We start from the raw sequence: 19,258 nt of genomic DNA, 5'->3' as shown, positions 1-19,258 counted from the left end.
ATGGAGTCGAGGACGGCCCGAGGGCCGCCCCCGCACCGACCCGCGGTCGCCCCGGCGACCGGTCCGGACCTGGAGGGGGTGGGGCCCCGTGCCCCCCGTGACCGACGACCGTCCCGCCCTGCTCGACCTCGCCGCCGCCGTCGAGCACGTCACCACCACCGCGCTGTCCCCCGGCCCGGTCGGCAGCGTCGGCCTGGAGCTCGAGGGCCACCTGGTCGACCTCGCCGCCCCGGGCACCCGCGTGCCGTGGCCGCGGGTGGCCGACCTGCTGGCCGGCCTGCCCCCGATGCCCGCGGGCAGCCGGGTCACCGTCGAGCCCGGCGGCCAGGTCGAGCTCTCCGGCCCGCCGCTGGCCGGGGTCGCCCCGGCGGTGGCCGCACTGCGGGCCGACCGGGCCGCCCTGGACGCCGAGCTGCGCCCGCGCGGGCTCGGCCTGGCACCGGTCGGCTGCGATCCGCTGCGCCCGGCGGCCCGGGTCAACCCCGCACCCCGGTACGCCGCCATGGAGGCGCACTTCGCCGCCGTCGGCTGCGCCCGCCCCGGCACGGCGATGATGACGGCGACCGCCTCGCTGCAGGTCAACCTCGACGCCGGCCCGAGCGCCGGCTGGAGCGAGCGGATCTCGCTGGCCCACCAACTGGGTCCGGTGCTGGTGGCGGTCTCCGCGTGCTCGCCGCTGCTCGCCGGCCGGCGCACCGGCTGGCGGTCCAGCCGCCAGCAGGTGTGGGGCGAGATCGACCAGTCCCGCTGCGGGCCGCTGCTGGGCGGCGCGGACCCGGCCGGCGAGTGGGCGGCCTACGCGCTGACCGCGCCGGTGATGCTGGTCCGCGACCCGGTCACCGGCGCCGCCCGGCCGGTCCGCGGGCGGGTGGCCTTCGCCGACTGGATCACCGGTGCGGTGCCGCTGGGCGGCCGGCGGCCCACCGCCGCCGACCTCGACTACCACCTGACCACGCTGTTCCCGCCCGTGCGGCTGCGCGGCTGGCTGGAGATCCGCTACCTCGACGCCGCGCCGGAGCCGTGGTGGCCGGCCCTGGCCGCGGTGACCGCCACCCTGCTCGACGACCCCGCCGCCGCGGCCGCCGCGGAGGAGGCCAGCGCGCCGGCCGCCGGGCTGTGGGACCGCGCCGCCCGGGTCGGCCTCGCCGATCCCGTCCTGCACACCGCGGCCCGCCGCTGCCTGGCCGCCGCCGCCGACGCCGTCCCCCCGTCGCTGCGCCGCGAGGTCGCCGCCCTGGCCGAGCTGGTCGACGCCGGCCGCGATCCCGGCGACGCGCTGCTGGCCGCGGCCGCCGGGCCGCGATCGGCGCTGCTGGCCGCCGCCGCCCCCGCTCCCGAGCCCGAGGAGAGCCCGTGACCGACCTCCGCGACGTCCTCGCCCGCGACCTCGCCGGCGCCCGCGAGCGCACCCTGCTCCTCACCGACCACGACGAGCCCGAGCTGCTGCGCCAGCACACCCCGCTGCTGTCGCCGCTGGTCTGGGACCTCGCGCACATCGGCCAGCAGGAGGATCTCTGGCTGCTGCGCCGCGGCGACGCCCGCCGCGCGGGGCTGCTGTCGGCCGACGTCGAGGCGCTGTACGACGCGTTCACCCATCCGCGGGCGGTCCGGGCCCGGCTGCCGCTCCTGCCGCCGGTGGAGGCGCGGGCGTTCTGCCGGGAGGTGCGCGGCCGGGTGCTCGACCGGCTGGACGCCCTCGGCGCCGACGACGACCCGTTCGACTTCGCCATGGTCGTCAGCCACGAGCAGCAGCACGACGAGACGATGCTCCAGGCGCTGAACCTGCGCGCCGGTCCCCCGCTGCTCGGCGCCGGCGATCCGCTGCCCCCGGGCCGGGCCGGGGTCGCCGGCACCTCGGTGCTGGTGCCCGCCGGGCCGTTCGTGCTGGGCGTGGACGCCGCCGACGAGCCGTTCTCCCTCGACAACGAGCGGCCGGCGCACGTCGTCGACGTGCCGGCGTTCCGCATCGGCCGGGTGCCGGTCACCAACGCCGAGTACGCCGCCTTCGTCGGCGACGGCGGCTACGCCGATCCCCGCTGGTGGTCCCCGCGCGGCTGGGCGCACCGCACCGAGGCCGGCCTGGAGCGCCCGCAGTTCTGGGGCACCGACGGCACCCGCACGCGGTTCGGCGTCGTCGAGCGGCTGCCGCCGGACGAGCCGGTCCAGCACGTGACGTTCCTCGAGGCCGAGGCGTACGCCGCGTGGGCGGGGGCCCGCCTGCCCACCGAGGTCGAGTGGGAGAAGGCCGCGGTCTGGGACCCGGCCACCGGGCGCCGCCGCCGCTTCCCGTGGGGCTCGGCGGAGCCGTCCCCGGCGCTGGCCAACCTGGGCGGCGGCGCGCTGCGCCCGGCGGCGGTGGGCGCCTATCCGGCGTCGGCCTCGGCCTACGGCGCCGAGCAGCTGCTGGGCGACGTCTGGGAGTGGACGTCGTCGGACTTCACCCCGTGGCCGGGCTTCACGCCGATGCTCTACGCCGACTACTCCGCGCCGTTCTTCGGCGGCGACTACAAGGTGCTGCGCGGCGGCTCGTGGGCGGTCGGCGCCTCGATCCTGCGGCCGAGCTTCCGCAACTGGGACCACCCGATCCGCCGGCAGGTCTTCAGCGGCGTCCGCCTCGCCTGGGACGTGTGACCGTGTGCCGCCACCTGGGCTGGCTCGGCCGGCCGCGCACCCTGGCCGCGCTGGTGCTGGAGCCGCCGTCCTCGCTGCTCGTGCAGTCCTGGGCGCCGCGCCGCCAGCGGTACGGCACGGTCAACGCCGACGGCTGGGGCGTCGGCTTCTTCCCTCCCGGCCGGCCCGGCCCGGCCCGCTGGCGCTCGGCGCGGCCGCTCTGGGGCGACCCGTCGTTCGCCTCGGTCGCGCCGGTGGTCGAGTCGGGGTGCGTGGTGGCCGCCGTCCGGTCGGCGACGGCCGGCATGCCGCTGGAGGAGAGCGCGGTGGCGCCGTTCACCGACGGCCGCTGGCTGCTGTCGCACAACGGGCGGGTCGACCGCGCGGTGCTGCCGCCGGTGCGGGACGCCGAGTCGACGGTCGACAGCGCGCTGCTGGCCGCCCTGGTGTTCGACCGGGGGATGGACGCGCTCGCCGAGACGGTGGCCGAGGTCGGCGCGGCCGATCCCGCCGCCCGGCTCAACCTGCTCGCCGCCGACGGCACCCGGCTGCTGGCCACCACCTGGGGCGACACGCTGTCGGCCCTGGTCACCGCCGAGGGCACCGCGCTGGCCAGCGAGCCCTGGGACGACGACCCGGCGTGGACCGACGTCCCCGACCGGCACCTCGTGGAGGTCACCCCCGACGGGCTGACCCTGACCCCGATCGGAGAGCCCCGCGCATGACCGTCTCGCTGACCAGCCACCTCGCCCCCGACGAGGCCCGCGCCGCGCTGCGCGCCGACGCGCTCGCCGGGCTCACCGCCACACCCAAGTCGCTGCCGCCCCGGTGGTTCTACGACGAGCGGGGCAGCGAGCTGTTCGACGAGATCACCCGGCTGCCGGAGTACTACCCGACCCGCGCCGAGCGGGCGGTGCTCACCGCGCACGCCGATGCGATCGCCGCGGCCTCCGGCGCCGAGGTGCTCGTCGAGCTCGGCAGCGGGACGTCGGAGAAGACCCGGCTGCTGCTCACCGCCCTGCGCGACGCCGGCACGCTGCGCCGCTTCGTGCCCTTCGACATCGACCCCTCGGTGCTGGCCGCGGCCGGCGAGGCCATCACCGCCGAGTACCCGGGGGTGGAGGTGGACGCCGTCGTCGGCGACTTCACCCGGCACCTGTCCCGGCTGCCGCGGGCCGGCCGGCGGGTGGTGGCCTTCCTCGGCTCCACCATCGGCAACCTCGAGCCGGCCGAGCGGGCCGCGTTCCTCGGCGAGCTGGCCGGCACCCTGCGGCCGGGCGACTCGTTCCTGCTCGGCACCGACCTGGTCAAGGACCCCGCGCGCCTGGTCCGCGCCTACGACGACGCCGCCGGGGTGACCGCGGCGTTCAACCGCAACGTGCTGGCGGTGCTCAACCGGGAGCTCGGCGCCGGCTTCGACCCGGCCGCGTTCGACCACGTCGCCCTCTGGGACGCCGGGGCCGAGTGGATCGAGATGCGGCTGCGCTCGCGGATCGACCAAGTGGTGCCGGTGCCGGCGCTCGGCCTGGACGTCCCCTTCGCCGCCGGCGAGGAGATGCGCACCGAGGTGTCGGCGAAGTTCCGGCGGGAGGGGGTCGAGGCGGAGCTGGCCGCGGCCGGGCTGCGCATGACCGACTGGTGGACCGACCCCGGCGGGGACTTCGGCGTCTCCCTGTCCGTCCTCGGCTGGTGACGGACCCCCGGCTGCATCCGGATCGCGGGACGTCCCGGAAGGAGGGGTGACAACGCAGTCACCCCCTCCCGGAAGGAACCCGTCCCGTGACCCGGACCCGCTCCCTCGGAATCACCGCCGGTGCCACCGGCGCCGTCAGCGCGCTGCTCGTCCTGGGCGCCGCCCCCGCCCTGGCCGACGAGGGCACCGCCACCGTCTCGGTGCTCCACGCCGTGCCGGCCACGCCGGTCGACGTCTACGCCAATGGCCAGCGGCTCATCGACGACTTCCAGCCCGGCACGCTCACCGATCCGCTGCAGCTGCCCGCCGGCAGCTACGACCTGGCGCTGTTCCCGGCCGACGCCCCCGACGGCTCGGGCACCCCGCTGCTGTCGGCCAACGGGGTCACCGTCCCGGCCGGCGCGAACGCCACGGTCGTCGCGCACCTCGACGAGGCCGGCGGCCCGAAGCTCACGCCGTTCGTCAACGACACCTCCCCCGTCCCGGCCGGCCAGGCGCGGGCCACCGTGCGGCACACCGCCGCCGCGCCGGCGGTCGACGTGCGGGCCGGCGGCCAGGTCGTCGTCCCCGGGCTGACCAACCCCGACGAGGCCTCGCTCACCGTCCCGGCGGGCACCGTGCCGGCCGACGTCGTGCTCGCGGGCACCGACACCGTGGCCATCGGCCCGGCCGACCTGACCCTGCAGGAGGGCGCCACCACGATCGTCTACGCGTGGGGCTCGCAGGACGCCGGCTACCAGCTCGCCGTCCAGACGATCACCGGGGGCCACTCCGCTCCCGCCGGCGTCCCCGGTGGTAGCGCCGGCCTGGCCGGCGAGGACGGCGGCGTCCCGGCGCCGGTGGCCGCGCTGTCGCTGGCCGGGCTGGCCCTCGCCGGGCTGGGCGTCCGGCGGCTGGCCGCGACCCGCGCCTGACCGACCCGGAACCCGGACCGGAGAGGACCTCCCGATGCGACGCGCAACCGCCGGCGCGGCCCTGGGCCTGGCCGTGGCGATCGGCGCGCCGGTCACCTGGCAGCTGACCCGGGACCCGGCGTCGGCGGGCGCAGCGGTCGAGCAGGCCCTCTCCGCGTCCACCCGGCCGGCGCCGGCGGCTCCCCCACCGCCGGCGCCGGCGGACCCCGGGTCGCTGCCCCCGGTGGCGACCCGGGACGCCGCTCCCCCGGCCGCCGCCCCGGCGCCCGCGCCGGTGCGGCTGGCCCTCCCCGCCCTCGGCGTCGACGCCCCGGTCGACCCGGTGGGCGTCGCCGCCGACGGCCAGATGGCGCTGCCGGACGACGTCTCGCGCGTCGGCTGGTACCGCTTCGGCCCCGCCCCGGGCGGCGCCGGCAACGCCGTCCTCGCCGGCCACGTCGACGACGCCGAGCAGGGCCTGGGCGCCCTCGCCCCCCTGCGCGACGCGGCGCCGGGGGACGAGGTGCTGGTCACCGGGTCCGACGGCGCGGTCACCCGGTGGCGGGTGACCGGCCGCGAGCTGGTGACCAAGCGGGAGCTGCCGCTGGACCAGCTGTTCGCCCGCGAGGGCGGCCCCCGGCTGGTGCTGGTCACCTGCGGCGGGCCGTTCCTGCCGGAGTACCGCAGCTACCGCGACAACGTCGTCGTGGTCGCGGAGCCGGCACCGTGACCGGCCTGCTGGACCGGCCGGTCGTGTCCGGTGGATCTTCCTCGCGGGCCCGGCCGACTACTGTCGCGACCGTGTCCGACGCCGTCCCGCCGCCCGGGTTCCCCCCGGAGCCGGACGACGCCGAGATCGGCCGGCGGTTCGCCGCAGGCGACGAGCAGGCCCTCGCGCTGGCCTACCAGCGCTGGTCGGCCCAGGTGCACGGCATGGCGGTGCGGGCCTTCGGGCCCGGCCCCGACGCCGAGGACGTCACCCAGCAGGTCTTCGTCTCGGCGTGGACCGGCCGGGCCGGCTACCGCCCCGAGTCCGGCCCGCTGCCGGCGTGGCTGGTCGGCGTGTGCCGGCACAAGATCGCCGACACGTGGGCCAAGCGGGACCGGCAGCGCCGGCTCGCCGAGGCCGCGGCCAGCGACGCCGAGGCCCGCCCGGCCCCCGCCGACCGGCCGCTGGACTCGGCCGTGGCCGACCGGGTGCTGCTGCTCGACGAGCTCGACCGCATCGACCAGCCCCAGCGCGGCATCATCGAGCTGGCCTTCTTCGAGGACCTCACCCACAGCCAGATCGCGGCCCGCACCGGGCTGCCGCTGGGCACGGTGAAGAGCCACATCAGGCGCACACTGGAGCGCCTGCGCAGTCGCTTGGAGGTGGACGGTGCCGCAGCACTGCACGCCTGAGGACCTCGCGCTCGCCGCGCTCGGCGAGCCCCTCCCGGCCGACGACACCGCGCACCTGACCGGCTGCGCCGCCTGCACCGCCGAGGTCGCCTCGCTGCGCCGCGCGGTCGACGCGCTCGCCGTCCCCGAGTTCGCGGCGTCCGCGCCGCCGGTCGCCCCGCCGGCGTCGGTGTGGGCGGCGATCGCCGCCGCCACCGGCGTCGACGACGCGCCGTCCGCCCCTCCGGCACCGGCGCCTGCACCGACCCCCGCGCCCCCGCCCGAGCCGCTCGCCGAGGTCCGGCAGCTGCGCCCGCGCCGGTCGCAGCTGCTGCTGGCCGCCGCCGCGGCGCTGCTGGTCGGCGTCGGCATCGGCGCCGGTGCGGTGGCCCTCGGCAACCGGGACGACGACTCCGCGGTCGCCGTGGCCGCCGCCGCGCTGGACCCGCTGGACGGCAGCGGCGCCTCCGGGGAGGCCGCGGTGCTCGAGCGCGAGGACGGCAGCCGGGTGCTGCGCATCCAGCTCGACGCCGACGACCCGAGCGAGGGCTACTACGAGGTCTGGCTGCTCGACGAGGCCGTGGAGCGGCTGGTGCCGGTCGGCGTCGTCGGCCCGGGCACGGAGGAGTTCGTGCTGCCCCCGGGCATCGACCTCGGCGAGTACCCGGTGGTCGACGTCTCGGTGGAGCCGCTGGACGGCGATCCCGAGCACTCGGGCGACTCGATCGCCCGCGGCGTCCTCGACACCTAGCCGGCCCGTCGGCCGAGCGCCCGGTAGCTCCAGCCCGCCTCGGTCCAGGCCGTACGGCTCAGCGCGTTGCGCCCGTCGAGCACCCGCCGCTGACGCACGATCCGGCCGAAGGCGACCGGGTCGAGCTCGCGGTACTGCTTCCACTCGGTGAGCACGAGGACGGCGTCGGCCCGGTCGGCGGCCTGCTCGGGGGTGTCGACGACGTCGAGCTGCGGCCAGCTCCGGCGGATGTTGTCGCCCGCCGCGGGATCGGTGACCTGCACGACCGCCCCCTGCAGCTGCAGCTGAGCGGCGACGTTGAGCGCCGGGGAGTCGCGGATGTCGTCGGAATCGGGCTTGAACGCCGCCCCCAGCACGGCCACCCGCTTGCCCAGCAGCGACCCGTCGCAGACCTCGCGGGCCAGCTCCACCATGCGGATCCGCCGGCGCATGTTGATGTTGTCGACCTCGCGCAGGAAGGTCAGCGCCTGGTCGGCACCCAGCTCACCGGCGCGGGCCATGAAGGCGCGGATGTCCTTGGGCAGGCACCCACCGCCGAAGCCGAGGCCGGCGTTGAGGAACTTGCGCCCGATCCGGTCGTCGTAGCCGATCGCGTCGGCCAGCTGCTTGACGTCGGCGCCGGTGGCCTCGCACAGCTCGGCCATCGCGTTGATGAACGAGATCTTGGTGGCGAGGAAGGAGTTGGCCGCGGTCTTCACCATCTCGGCGGTCGCGTAGTCGGTGACCACCTTCGGCGTGCCACGCTCCACGATCGGCGCGTAGACCTCGTCGAGCAGTGCCAGCACGGTCTGCCCGTCCCCGTCGGCCGGGATCCCGTAGACCAGCCGGTCCGGGTGCAGGGTGTCCTGGACGGCGAAGCCCTCGCGCAGGAACTCCGGGTTCCAGGCCAGCAGCGCGCCGGGCACCTTCTCCCCCACCATCTCGGCGAGCCGAGCGGCGGTGCCCACCGGCACGGTGGACTTGCCCACCACCAGCTCACCGGGCTGCAGCACGCCCACCAGCGACTCGACCGCGTCCTGCACGAAGCCCAGGTCCGCGGCGTACTCCCCGCGCTTCTGCGGGGTGCCGACGCAGACGAAGTGCACCTGCGCGCCGGCGGCGTCGGCGATGTCGGTGCTGAACGAGAGCCGGCCGGTGGCCAGCGTCCGCTCGAGGAGGTCTTCGAAGCCGGGCTCGAAGAACGGCGCCCGTGCCTCGCACAGCGCGGCCACCTTGCGCTGGTCGACGTCGATGCCGACCACCTCGTGCCCCAGCTCCGCCATCGACGCGGCGTGCACCGCGCCCAGGTAGCCGCACCCGATCACCGAGATCCTCATGGTCGTCTCCACTCTCTGCACTGCGGGACCGGGTGCGCGGACGCGCCCCGGGGAACGGACCCGGCCGGGAAGAGCCGGGGTGGTGCGGTCTCAGCCACAGCCGAGACGCTCGCCGGACACGGCGAAGCCGGCGAAGTCGGCGTGCTGGTCGGTAGGAGGCGCCCAGCTGGGATCGGCGCCGCCGTAGAAGGTGGAGAAGAAGACGCCGTCGATGCGCAACTCCCCGACCGTCCGGTACTGCATGCCGTCCTCGGTGTAGGTCTCCTCGCCGTCGACCCACACGGTCACCGACCCGTCCTCGGCCTCCGGGTCGTTCAGGACGACGCGCTGCTCGACGCACAGCCAGTCCCCGGGACGCCACGTCCAGTCGCCGCGGCCCAGGCTGGTCCCCGACTCGCCCGGGGCGTAGAGGTAGACCTCGCCGGCGCCGTCGGCACGCCACATCAGCCGGGTCGAGAACCCGTCGGTGCCGTCGGGCTCCTCCCCGCCGCTGACCTCGGTGCCCCCGTAGAGGCCGGGCAGCTTGCCGCCCTTGACGAACGCGAAGTCCTCGGGGAAACGCACCCAGTAGCGCAGGTGGGCCGCCTCCATCGGTTCTCCCGCGAACGGCAGGAACACCTGCATGCCCCCCTCCGGGGAGCCGTGCTCGCGGCTGGCCGACGGGCTGACGGAGCCGGCCGGATAGGACACCCGCAGACCCGGGACGTCGACGCCGGGCGGACCGTCGACGGCCGTCCAGCGATCCAGTCCGAACGAGCCCTCCTCCTGCGGCTCCAGCTGAGGTCCGAAGACGGCACCCAGCTCCGCGAGGCCGGGAGCCGTCGAGGTGTCGGGAGAGGCCTCGGTCACCGCAGCCGCCCCAGCCTCCCGCCGGCCTCCGTCGTCGGGGCTGGAGCAAGCCGTGAGCACGGCCGCGACCCCGGCGATCCCGGCGGTGAGCCGGGTCCCGCACCTCACGGCATCCGCAGGGAGCGCCGTCGCGCCGCCCGCAGGGCGGCACGGGCGAGCGAGCGGACACCCAGCACGGCCGGGATGCCGAGGATGGCCGCCCACAGCACCAGCAGCGGGTTCCAGCGGAACACCTTGCCCAGGGTCGTACCCAGCCCCTCGTCGCGTCGGGTCTCACCGGCGACGACCATGGGCGTCGACGCCCCGGTCAGGCTGTTGCCCGCCAACTCGGCCGCGGCGGCGTCCCCCAGCGAGACGCTGGCCCATCCACCGCTGACCTCGTTGCCGGCGACCTCCACCTGCCCGGCACCGGCGAGCACGTCGACGCCGGCCAACCGGCTGTCGACGATGCGGTTGCCCTCGACCAGCAGCGAGGCGTCGTTCTTGACGCGGATGCCCACGTGGTTGCGCTCGAGCAGGTTGTCCCGGACGAGGTTGCCGGAGCCGCCCTCGATCTCGATGCCGCTGCCGTCGTTGTCGTAGGCGTGGTTGCCGATGAGCTGGTTGTCGTTCGAGGGCAGCCGCGCGGCCTCGGCGTAGTCGCTGTCCTCGGAGCGACCGTCGTCGATCATGAATCCGTGGCCGCGGTTGTCGTAGGCCACGTTGTCGCGCATGACGTTGCGGTCGCAGCCCCGGGAGAAGATGAACCCGTGGCGGCCGTTGCCGTGCGCGACGTTGCCCTCGACCAGGAAGTCGTTGCTGAGGTCGTGCGGGTCGAACCCGTAGGCGGCGTTGTCCCGGAAGGTGTTGCGCAGGAACCGCATGCCCTGCGCCTCGAACGTGTAGGCACCGAACCAGTTGTCGTGGAACACCGAGTCGGTGACCTCCCCGACCGCCTTCGCCGGCGTCACCCCCGGGTCGTGGTCGGCCCCGCGCCAGGCGACCCCCGAACTGGAGCCGGTGCCGAAGCCCAGGTGCCCGAGGTCGGCGTGCGCGACGTCCATCCGGCCGCCGAGCGTCAGGAGGAACGACCGGCCGTCCGCCGGTTCGCCGTCGACGGCGGCCGCCTCCGGGTCCCAGGACGAGATGCGCACGGGGGCCGTGGCGGTCCCGCGGACGTCGAGGGTCCCGCCGCGGGCGATGAGGACGGCGAAGCCCGACGGCGCGCTCAGCAGTCGCAGGTCCGGTGTCGCCGCGCCGTCGACCGTCAGCGTGCTGCCCGTGGGGATCTCGATGCTCGCCCGCAGCAGCAGCGCCCCCTCGGCCGTCCCGAACGCCTCGGGAACGGCTGCGGCCAGCTCGGGGAGGCCGTAGGGCTCCGGCCGGGGGGCCAGCAGCAGGGTGGGGACCGTCTCCGGGAACGTCGCCGGCACCAGCACCGGCGCCGTGAGCGTCGGCGCCTCCGCCGCGATCCGGCGGCTGCGCTGCAGTTCCCGCGCCTGCATGGCGTTCAGCACCGGGTCCTTGACCAGGGGCAGGGGGTTGTAGGCCGGCGGTCCCGGCGGCAGCTCGGGACGCTGGTAGCCCAGCGCGAGCAGCACCAGCAGCGCGGGGAGCACGGCGACCAGCAGCAGCGCGACGGCCAGCCGCCGTCCGGTGAGCTCAGCCCTGGGCATGCTGCACCAGCCCGATCTCGGCCTGCCCCTGGACCCGCTGGCCCTCCTGACGGGTGAGCCAGCCCTGCTTGTTCATGGTCAGCGCCGCCCAGAACTTGATCGGCAGGGCGATGACGGCGATCGTCAGCGCCACCACCGGAGCGAGCACGATCTCCCGCGGGTTCTCCATGAGATGCGACATCGCGCGCAACGCGCGTCCGATCACGGCCCACCCGAGGACGATCGCCACCGCGATCCAGCCGCCCTGGGCGATCCAGGAACTGCCGTACCAGATCGTCGCCCCCATCGACACCGGGGTGAGCAGGATCTGCAGCACGGTGACCTGCGTGATCACCGGCTGGCGCCACAGCCAGCCCTGGGACAGTGCGGTCAGGTAGCACCGGTAGGAGTTCCGGCTCCACCGGATCCGCTGCTTCGCGAACGCCCTGAGGTCGGCCGGGAACATCGAGTCGGCCTGGGCGGTGTCCTGGTGCACGGTCTTGTACCCGGCGGCCAGCACCAGCCAGGTCAGCCGGCCGTCGTCACCGGCGACGCACTGCCGGCCGAGGAACATCTCCCGCTCCAGCGCGGGGATGAGCGGGAGGATCGCTGCCCGGCGATAGGCCGCCGTCCGGCCGGAGAGGCAGGCGACCCCGCCCTTCCGCGACATCGCCGGGACGTAGTCCAGGTACCGCGTGTTGAGCATCCAGTAGGCCACCCGGCGCCACAGGTTCGTGTGCGGCAGGTAGACGTGCTGGCGACTCCCCACACCGCCGACGGCGGGGTCGACGAACGGCATCTGCATCGACGCCAGCAGACCGGGACGCCACTCGGTGTCGGAGTCGGCGAAGACGACCACCTCACCGGTCGCGTGCCGGACGCCCGCACCGAGCGCGCCGCGCTTGCCGGTGTGGTGCCACTCCACGACCTTGACCCGGCCGTCGGGCTCGGCGTGCAGCCGGCGCAGCAGCTCGTCGTCCCGGTCGTCCACCACGAGGATCACCTCGGTGGGGTCCTCGCGCAGCCAGGTGCGCAGGCAGCGCTCGAGCACCTCCGGGTCCTCCCGGTAGACCGGGATGACGACGGACGTCGTCGTCCGGAAGTCGTTGACCACGGGCCGGTAGTGGTGCCGGGACAGCCAGCGGCGCACGAACCACACCGTCCAGGAGAGGACGCCGATCACTCCCAGCGGCCAGTAGCTGTGGACCGCCCGCTCGACGGGCGTGGCCACCGCCACGTAGTCGAAGGCCACGGGGTCGGCGGCTCCGGCGCTGCTCCCCTCGTCGGTCGTGACGACGACCGGCACCTCGCCCAACGTGGTCCGCTCGGGCGTGACGACCCGGAGCTCCTCGTCCGAGACGACCGTGAGATCGGTGGCCTCGACGCCTCCGAAGGTGACCCGGGTGGCACCCGACAGGTTCTCGCCCGACAGGGCGATCTCGGTCCCGCCCTCGGCGGCGCCGGATGCCGGGCTGAGGGAGGTGACCCTCGGGGTGGCGGCGAAGGCGAACGCTGCCCCCGGGACGACCGCGGTCGTCCCGCCCGGGGTGGTCACCCGGACGTCGGCCGGCCCCGTCGCAGGTGAGGCGGGCGCGATGACCCGCACGCGGTCGGGGCTCACCGTCACGACGGTCGCCTCGAGGTCGCCGAAGGTCACTCGCGTGGTGCCGTCCAGGTCCGTCCCGACGAGCGCGACCAGCGTGCCGCCGGCGTCCGACCCCGTGGTCGGGCTGACGGCCGCGAGCACCGGCGTGTGGACGTACCGGTAGTCGACCGGGGAGTTCCCCGGGCCGCGGCCGGTCGTCGTGACGACCCGGACGTTGGCGTTGCCCTCGTCCGGCCGCGGCGGAGCCGTCACCTGGACCTCGGTGTCGGACACCTGCACGAGGTCGGTCCCGGGCACGCCGCCGAACAGGACCTCGATCGCCCCGGCGAGCCGGGTACCGGTGACGGTGACCCGGGTGCCGCCGTCCGTCGTGCCGGCGAGGGGGTCCAGCCCGGTCACCGTGGGCGGGGGGACGTCGGGCCGTTCCCCGGTGCCGGCAGCGGTCCCCGCGGAGCCCGGCAGGCCGAGGCTCGAGGCCACCGCCGTCGCGGTCAGCCCGGTGATCACACCGGGCAGCACCGTGGCCACGGCCGCGGGAGCCGGCGGCGGCGTCTCGCCCACCGACAGCGGCTCGACCGGAAGGGGCGGTACCGCCGGCGGCTCCGCCGGGACGGCGGGCGCCGGGGGCGGCTCGGCCGGTTGGACCGGCTCCGGCGTCGGCTCGGGCGTCGGCTCGGGCGTCGGCTCGGGCGTCGGCTCCGGTGTCGGCTCGGGTGTCGGCTCCGGTGTCGGCTCGGGCGTCGGCTCGGGCGTGGGCTCGGGCGTCGGCTCGGGCGTGGGCTCGGGCGTGGGCTCAGGCGTGGGTTGCGGCTCGGGCTCGGGTGTCGGCTCGGGCTGAGGCACAGGCTCCGGCTCCGGCTGCGGCTCCGCTGCGGGCTCCACAGGGACCGGAGCCGGTACCTCGTCACCGGGGGCCGCCGACGCCGGCGCCACGCCCAGTGGCCCGACAGCGAGCACCGCAGCCACCGCCGCCAGCGCACACCTACCGCTCAGCGACCGTCCTCGGGCACCCTTGCTGGACTCGTTCTGCACGTGCATGCACGCCCCTCGGCAGCGAGACCGAGCGGCATCTCCGGGGCCGTCGCCGGGCTTCGTCGGCCGGTTCCTGGCATCGCGTCGGTCACGACAGACGGAAACAGCCGGCCACGGACGGCGCCAGCCATGGAGCGCCCCTCCGACGTGTCCCGCACGTCGATGACCAGAGGCAATTACTCAGCGTGGTTACAAGTTGACGGCTCGTGTCCGCGGTGCGTCGTCGCGATGACGGCGGCGTGAATCGTCAGCCGCAGGGAACGTTGGCCAGCACAACGGATGGGCCCGTCACGACGTTGTCGCAGTCGATGCGATTGCCCGTCGAGGCATCCCCGCGGTGGACGTTGATCCCCACGCCGCCGCGGGCCACGTCGAGGCGGTTGCCGCTGAAGACGTTGCCCTCGCCCCAGCCGTCGAGCTGCACGTGGGTCTGGAACCCGTCGAGGAGGGTGTGCACCCCGACGTTGCCGGCCACCAGGTAGTCGTTGCCCTTGAGATCGATCCAGCTGTCGGCGTAGTGGTCGCCGGTCATCCCGGCACCGTCGAAGGTGTTCCCCGAAATGACGCCGCCCGTCGTCCCTTCCTTCACGTCGACGTTCTCGGCCGTGACGGCGTAGATCCGGTTGCCCGTCACCACGTTGCGGTCGGAGCGGTCGGGACCGCCGGCCTCCCCGTAGCGGCCCCAGTTCGACGTCGCGCTGCCGATGTAGACGCCCTCCCCGAAGCCGGGTTCCACCAGCCCGGTGTCGTGCACGGCCGACGCCTCCAGGCGGTTGTCGCTGGACGAGGTCCGGAAGTGCACGGCCTCCATGCCGGTGTGCCCCACGTCGAGCCCGGAGAGGACGACCGAGTCGGCCTCGTCCAGGACGACTCCCTTCTGCCCGCCGCGGACGGTGAGCCCCTCGACGCGCCAGTGATCGGCGCCGTCCAGGTGGAGCGTGTAGCCCGTGGCGGCGTCCCCGCCGTCGAGGACGGCACCGGGCCCGCCGCGCAGCACGATCGGCGCAGCCGCCGTGCCGGACCGCTCGACGACGAAGCGCCCGCGGTAGGTCCCGTCGGCCAGCTGGATCACCTGACCGGGCCGGGCCGCGGCCAGAGCGGCGGCCAACTGGTCGGCGGTGGCCACCCGGACCGCACCGGCAGAAGGCGCCGGGCTGCTGCTGGGCGACGGGGCGGCCGGCGTCGCGGGGGCAGGGGCCGTCGCAGGGGCAGGGGTCGTCGCCGGGGCAGGGGGCGCCGAGGACGGCGCGGCCACGGACGGGGCTGCGGCGGTCGTCGGCGGAGTCGCCGGGACCGTGCCGGCCACCGGCGGGGCGGGGACGGAGTTCGAGGACGACGCCCCCGGGGACCCCGGAGACCGCGGGGCGACCACCGTGGTGAACCGGACCTGGTACGTCGTCTTCCGCCCGTCCCGCGTCTCGCTACGCGCCTTGAGCTTGTGCTCGCCCGGACCCGTCGTCAGCCGCAGCTCGAACGGCGCCGCCACGTCCCGGCCGAGGTAGACGCCGTCGAGCACCCAGGAGACCGACACCGCACCGGGCGCCGAGAGCCGGACGGTGGAGCCTGCGGGGACGACGGAGCCACGCAGTGGCGCGTCGCTGACGTACAGCCCGGCCGCATGCGCGGGCACGGGGGCGAGGACCACGGCCAGCGCGAGGGCGATGGCGGTGAGGACGGTGGCGCGCAGCACGCGACCGACGAGCCGAGGGAGCATGGGAAGACCTCATCCGGCACGAGGGAGCGCGCCGGACCGACGGGATGGACAGGTCCGTCACGACCGCCGGCCGCCATGGGCGCGGTCACGCTCCGCAAGCGTGCCACAGCGCACAGCAAAGGTCCAGCCTCCGAAGAGTGCTCGCCCGCGGCCCCGTGGACACCTGACCGGCGCCGCGCGGCGCTCGCCTAGCGTGGTGCCGGTGACGCCCCCCGAGCTGCCCGCCGACGACCTCGCGACCGCCTGGCGGGCCGCCCGACCCCGCCCCGCCGGGCGCCACCTGGACTCGGCGGCGTCCAGCCGGCAGAGCCACCGGGTGCTGGAGGCCGTCGCCCACCACGCGCGGCACGAGGCCGAGCTGGGGGGCTACGTGGCCGAGGCCGCCGCGCAGGACCTGCTGCAGCAGGGCCGCTCGGTGCTCGGCGGGCTGGTGAGCATGGCCGCGGCCGACGTCGTCTTCGTCGAGTCCGCGCAGGCGGCGCTGCTCACCCTGCTCAGCGGGTGGCGGCTGCCGGCCGGCACCCGGGTGGCCTGCCTGCCCGGGGAGTACGGACCCAACGCCGCGCAGCTGCGCGCCGCCGGCCTGGCGCTCGAACCGATCCCGGTGGACGGCGCCGGCCGCGCCGACCTCGACGGTCTCGCGCGGCTGCTGCGCCAGGCACCGCCGCGGTTCGTGCACCTCACGCACATCGGCAGCCACCGCGGGCTGGTGCAGCCCGCCGCCGAGGTCGCCGCCCTGTGCCGGGAGGCCGGCGTGCCGCTGGTGCTCGACGCCGCGCAGTCGCTCGGCCACGTCGACGTCGACCTCGGCGCGGACGTCGTCTACAGCACCTCGCGCAAGTGGCTGGCCGGGCCGCGCGGCGTCGGGCTGCTGTTCGTCCGCCCGCCGATCGCCGCCGAGCTGACGCCGGTGCTGGCCCCGGCGGCCGACGTCCCGCCGCTGCGCGCCTTCGAGTCCGGCGAGGCGCACGTGGCCGGCCGGGTGGGCCTGGTGCTGGCCACCGGCGAGCACCTGGCCGCCGGCCCGGACCGGGTGCGCGGGCGGCTGGCGGCGCTGGGCCGGGCGACCCGCGAGCTGCTGGACGGCGCGGCGGGCTGGTCGGTGGTCGAGCCGGCCGGCGAGCCGTCGGCGATCACCACGCTGCGCCCGCCGGACGGCGTCGACGTCGTCGCCACCCGCGCGCGGCTGCTCACCGAGCACGGCATCGTGACCACCGCGATCGGGCCGGAGCGCGCACCGGAGGAGATGACCGGGCCGGTGCTGCGAGTCTCGCCGCACGTGGACGGGACGGTCGAGGAGCTGGCGGCGCTCGCCGCCGCCCTCTGAGCGACCTGGGCATAGGAGGCTTCACGCACGTTCCCGGGCCCGATGCGTGCGCATGGCCTCCTATGCCTGGGCGACAGCGGGCCCGCGTCAGAGCGGCCGCTGCATCCGCGCCGACACCCGCCGGTGGACGGCGAGCTGCTCCTCCAGCGCCGGGTGCACCGGCACGCCGTCGTCCACGACGAACCGGCCGCCGACGACCGTGTGCCGCGCGGCGACCGGCCCGCACCGCAGCCACGCCTCGACCAGGTCCGACAGCGCGCCGGCGAACGCCACCCCCGACAGCGGCCAGACCACCAGGTCACCGCAGGCGCCCACCGACAGCTCCCCGATCTCGCCGGCGCGGCCCAGCACCGCGGCGCCGCCCCGGGTGGCGATCTCCAGCGCGTCGCGGGCGCTCATCGCCGCCGCCCCGTGCCGCAGCTTGCCCTGCAGCATCGCCGTGCGGGCCTCCAGCCACAGCGAGGCGGAGTCGGCCGACGACGAGCCGTCGACGCCCAGCCCCACCGGCGCCCCGGCGGCGCGCAGCTCCTGCACCGGGGCCAGCCCGCTGCCCAGGATCATGTTGGACGACGGGCAGTGCGCCGCCCCGACCCGCGCGGCCCCGAGCCGCTCGACCTCCGCCGCCGAGGGCCACACCACGTGCGCCAGCCACACCCGGTCCGACAGCCAGCCGACGTCGGTGAGGTAGTCGACCGGGCGCCGGCCGAAGGTCTCCAGGCAGAACGCGTCCTCGTCCTGCGTCTCGCACAGGTGGGTGTGCAGCCGGACGTCGAGCCGCTCGGCGAGCTCGGCGGTGCGGGTCATCAGCGACGTGGAGACGCTGAACGGCGAGCACGGGGCGAGCGCGATCCGGGTCATCGCCGTCGGCGAGGGGTCGTGGTGGGCGGCGACCAGCCGCTCGGAGTCGGCGAGGATCTCGTCGTCGTCCTGGACGACGGAGTCCGGCGGCAGCCCGCCGTCCTTGACCGACAGCGACATCGACCCGCGGGTCGGGGAGAACCGGACGCCGAGGTCGCGGGCCGCGGCCACCTCCGCGGTGATCAGGTCGCCGCCGCCGCGCGGATGCACGTACAGGTGGTCGGTCGAGGTGGTGCAGCCCGACAGCGCCAGCTCGGCGAGGCCGACGAAGGCGCTGGTGTAGGCCGCCTCCTCGTCCAGCCGCGCCCACAGCGGATAGAGGGTGACCAGCCAGTCGAACAGCCCGCCGGTCAGCGCGGGGGCGTAGGCGCGGGTCAGGTTCTGGTACAGGTGGTGGTGGGTGTTCACCAGCCCCGGCGTCACGAGGCAGCCGCGCGCGTCGACCGTGCGGACGGCGTCCGGCCGCGGATCCCCCGGCCCGCCGACGCCGCTCACCACGCCGCCGGTGACCGCCACCCACCCCCCGGCGATCTCGCGGCGGGCGTCGTCGACGGTGGCGATGAGCTCGGCGTCGTGCACGAGCAGGTCCACGGGATCCGGCACGGTCCCATCCTGCCCACACTCTGTAACGAGCAGTTGTCGTGTCGCTCCGATGGGACCTCCTCCCGTAACGCAGCGGAGTTACCGTGGCCGCCCCCAGCACCACCCGAGCGAGGAGCGACGCATGCGATTCCTGCAGCCCGCGACGTGGGCGGAGGCGGTGGAGGCCAAGGCCGCCCACCGCGACGCCGTCCCGATAGCCGGGGGCACCGACGTGATGGTGGGGATCAACTTCGGCCGGTTGCGGCCCTCGCTGCTGCTGGACCTCACCCGCGTCCCCGAGCTGCAGGAGTGGGACACCGAGGACGGGACCGTCCGGCTCGGGGCGGGGGTGAGCTACACGCGGGTCATCGGCGAGCTCGGCGACCGGCTGCCCGGCCTGGCGATGGCCGCCCGCACCATCGGCTCGCCGCAGATCCGCAACCGCGGCACCGTGGGCGGCAACCTGGCCACCGCCTCCCCGGCCGGCGACACCCACCCCGCGCTCCTGGCCGCCGGCGCCGAGGTCGAGGCGGTCTCCACCCGCGGCACCCGCCGGATCCCGATCGGCGAGTTCTACACCGGCGTCAAGCGCTGCGCGCTGGCCGACGACGAGCTGATCGCCGCCGTCCGGATCGTCCCGCCCAGCGGGCCGCAGCAGTACAGCAAGATCGGCACCCGCAACGCGATGGTCATCGCGGTCGCGGCGTTCGGCCTGGCGCTGCACCCGGCCCGCCGCGCCGTCGGCACCGGCATCGGCTCGGCCGCGCCCACCCCCCGCCGCGCAACGGACGCCGAGCAGTTCCTCGCCGCCGAGCTGGACGGGCTGTGGGAGAGCCGCGGCGAGCTGCCCCCGGCGACCGCCGTCCGCTTCGGCGAGCTGGTCGCCGGGGCCGCCGCGCCGATCGACGACGTCCGCGGCACCGCCGCCTACCGCGTGCACGCGCTCTCGGTGATGGCCCGCCGCGCGCTCACCTGGGCCTGGTCCGACTACCGCTCCCCGAAGGAGGCCTGAC

General features: G+C 75.9%; 16 protein-coding genes. 10 read left to right on the top strand and 6 right to left on the bottom strand.

The genetic code is table 11. The features are described 5' to 3' along the window. The first annotated feature begins 97 nt into the window (after nucleotides 1–97). From egtA to ACI79R_RS20185, 8 genes are all read left to right on the top strand, one after another. Nucleotides 98–1,357 (top strand): ergothioneine biosynthesis glutamate--cysteine ligase EgtA, encoded by a 1,260-nt coding sequence (gene egtA / locus ACI79R_RS20220; RefSeq protein WP_456575462.1) that lies wholly within the window; start codon nucleotides 98–100, stop codon nucleotides 1,355–1,357. Next, nucleotides 1,354–2,631 carry an ergothioneine biosynthesis protein EgtB gene (egtB, locus tag ACI79R_RS20215; protein WP_456575461.1) on the top strand — a complete coding sequence of 426 codons (1,278 nt, stop codon included), beginning with the start codon at nucleotides 1,354–1,356 and terminating at the stop codon, nucleotides 2,629–2,631. Before egtA ends, egtB begins: the two co-directional genes overlap by 4 nt. Further along, the gene (gene egtC, locus ACI79R_RS20210; RefSeq protein ID WP_456575460.1) at nucleotides 2,628–3,335 is read left to right on the top strand and encodes an ergothioneine biosynthesis protein EgtC; all 708 of its coding nucleotides are present in this window, start codon (nucleotides 2,628–2,630) and stop codon (nucleotides 3,333–3,335) included. Before egtB ends, egtC begins: the two co-directional genes overlap by 4 nt. Then, nucleotides 3,332–4,303 carry an L-histidine N(alpha)-methyltransferase gene (egtD, locus tag ACI79R_RS20205; RefSeq protein WP_456575459.1) on the top strand — a complete coding sequence of 324 codons (972 nt, stop codon included), beginning with the start codon at nucleotides 3,332–3,334 and terminating at the stop codon, nucleotides 4,301–4,303. Before egtC ends, egtD begins: the two co-directional genes overlap by 4 nt. Before the next feature lie 86 nt (nucleotides 4,304–4,389). Next, nucleotides 4,390–5,217: a DUF4397 domain-containing protein gene (locus ACI79R_RS20200; RefSeq protein WP_456575458.1), complete on the top strand. Its 828-nt coding sequence runs from the start codon at nucleotides 4,390–4,392 to the stop codon at nucleotides 5,215–5,217. Between the two features lie 34 nt (nucleotides 5,218–5,251). Continuing rightward, entirely contained in the window at nucleotides 5,252–5,926 is a 675-nt protein-coding gene (locus tag ACI79R_RS20195; protein ID WP_456575457.1) for a class F sortase, read from the top strand. Between the two features lie 71 nt (nucleotides 5,927–5,997). Then, on the top strand, nucleotides 5,998–6,597 hold the full coding sequence (locus tag ACI79R_RS20190; RefSeq protein ID WP_456575456.1) for an RNA polymerase sigma factor: 600 nt from the start codon (nucleotides 5,998–6,000) through the stop codon (nucleotides 6,595–6,597). Beyond that, nucleotides 6,575–7,327, top strand: coding sequence for an anti-sigma factor (locus ACI79R_RS20185; RefSeq protein WP_456575455.1), 753 nt, complete (start codon nucleotides 6,575–6,577; stop codon nucleotides 7,325–7,327). Before ACI79R_RS20190 ends, ACI79R_RS20185 begins: the two co-directional genes overlap by 23 nt. On the opposite strand, the gene ACI79R_RS20180 is transcribed toward ACI79R_RS20185, so the two are convergent. The 5 genes from ACI79R_RS20180 to ACI79R_RS20160 all read right to left on the bottom strand — a co-directional run bounded on the left by ACI79R_RS20180 (nucleotide 7,324) and on the right by ACI79R_RS20160 (nucleotide 15,478). Beyond that, nucleotides 7,324–8,643 carry a UDP-glucose dehydrogenase family protein gene (locus tag ACI79R_RS20180; protein WP_456575454.1) on the bottom strand — a complete coding sequence of 440 codons (1,320 nt, stop codon included), beginning with the start codon at nucleotides 8,641–8,643 and terminating at the stop codon, nucleotides 7,324–7,326. The two genes, ACI79R_RS20185 and ACI79R_RS20180, sit on opposite strands and share 4 nt — an antisense overlap. Nucleotides 8,644–8,733: 90 nt before the next feature. After that, on the bottom strand, nucleotides 8,734–9,492 hold the full coding sequence (locus tag ACI79R_RS20175) for a polysaccharide lyase (RefSeq protein WP_456575453.1): 759 nt from the start codon (nucleotides 9,490–9,492) through the stop codon (nucleotides 8,734–8,736). A 104-nt stretch (nucleotides 9,493–9,596) separates the two neighbouring features. Continuing rightward, nucleotides 9,597–11,147, bottom strand: coding sequence for a right-handed parallel beta-helix repeat-containing protein (locus ACI79R_RS20170; RefSeq protein WP_456575452.1), 1,551 nt, complete (start codon nucleotides 11,145–11,147; stop codon nucleotides 9,597–9,599). After that, entirely contained in the window at nucleotides 11,134–13,293 is a 2,160-nt protein-coding gene (locus ACI79R_RS20165) for an IPT/TIG domain-containing protein (protein ID WP_456575451.1), read from the bottom strand. The genes ACI79R_RS20170 and ACI79R_RS20165 overlap by 14 nt, the downstream gene beginning before the upstream one ends. 718 nt (nucleotides 13,294–14,011) lie before the next feature. After that, nucleotides 14,012–15,478: a hypothetical protein gene (locus ACI79R_RS20160; protein WP_456575450.1), complete on the bottom strand. Its 1,467-nt coding sequence runs from the start codon at nucleotides 15,476–15,478 to the stop codon at nucleotides 14,012–14,014. 202 nt (nucleotides 15,479–15,680) lie between these two features. Here ACI79R_RS20160 and egtE point away from each other — a divergent pair, with 202 nt between their 5' ends. Then, complete coding sequence (gene egtE / locus ACI79R_RS20155) at nucleotides 15,681–16,805, top strand: ergothioneine biosynthesis PLP-dependent enzyme EgtE (protein ID WP_456575449.1); 1,125 nt, start codon at nucleotides 15,681–15,683, stop codon at nucleotides 16,803–16,805. 87 nt (nucleotides 16,806–16,892) lie between these two features. On the opposite strand, the gene ACI79R_RS20150 is transcribed toward egtE, so the two are convergent. Further along, entirely contained in the window at nucleotides 16,893–18,266 is a 1,374-nt protein-coding gene (locus tag ACI79R_RS20150) for an 8-oxoguanine deaminase (protein WP_456575448.1), read from the bottom strand. Between the two features lie 121 nt (nucleotides 18,267–18,387). On the opposite strand from ACI79R_RS20150, the gene ACI79R_RS20145 reads away from it, so the two are divergent. After that, entirely contained in the window at nucleotides 18,388–19,257 is an 870-nt protein-coding gene (locus ACI79R_RS20145; protein WP_456575447.1) for an FAD binding domain-containing protein, read from the top strand. Nucleotide 19,258 lies beyond the last annotated feature (1 nt).

Source organism: Blastococcus sp. SYSU D00820, assembly GCF_054050695.1.
This window is presented reverse-complemented; position numbering and strand designations above follow the sequence as displayed.

Excerpts from the sequence above, each read along its gene's own strand:
- egtD (WP_456575459.1), top strand. The coding sequence starts at position 3,332 with ATGACCGTCTCGCTGACCAGCCACCTCGCCCCCGACGAGGCCCGCGCC.
- ACI79R_RS20195 (WP_456575457.1), top strand. The coding sequence starts at position 5,252 with ATGCGACGCGCAACCGCCGGCGCGGCCCTGGGCCTGGCCGTGGCGATC.
- ACI79R_RS20180 (WP_456575454.1), bottom strand. The coding sequence starts at position 8,643 with ATGAGGATCTCGGTGATCGGGTGCGGCTACCTGGGCGCGGTGCACGCC.
- ACI79R_RS20170 (WP_456575452.1), bottom strand. The coding sequence starts at position 11,147 with ATGCCCAGGGCTGAGCTCACCGGACGGCGGCTGGCCGTCGCGCTGCTG.
- ACI79R_RS20160 (WP_456575450.1), bottom strand. The coding sequence starts at position 15,478 with ATGCTCCCTCGGCTCGTCGGTCGCGTGCTGCGCGCCACCGTCCTCACC.
- ACI79R_RS20145 (WP_456575447.1), top strand. The coding sequence starts at position 18,388 with ATGCGATTCCTGCAGCCCGCGACGTGGGCGGAGGCGGTGGAGGCCAAG.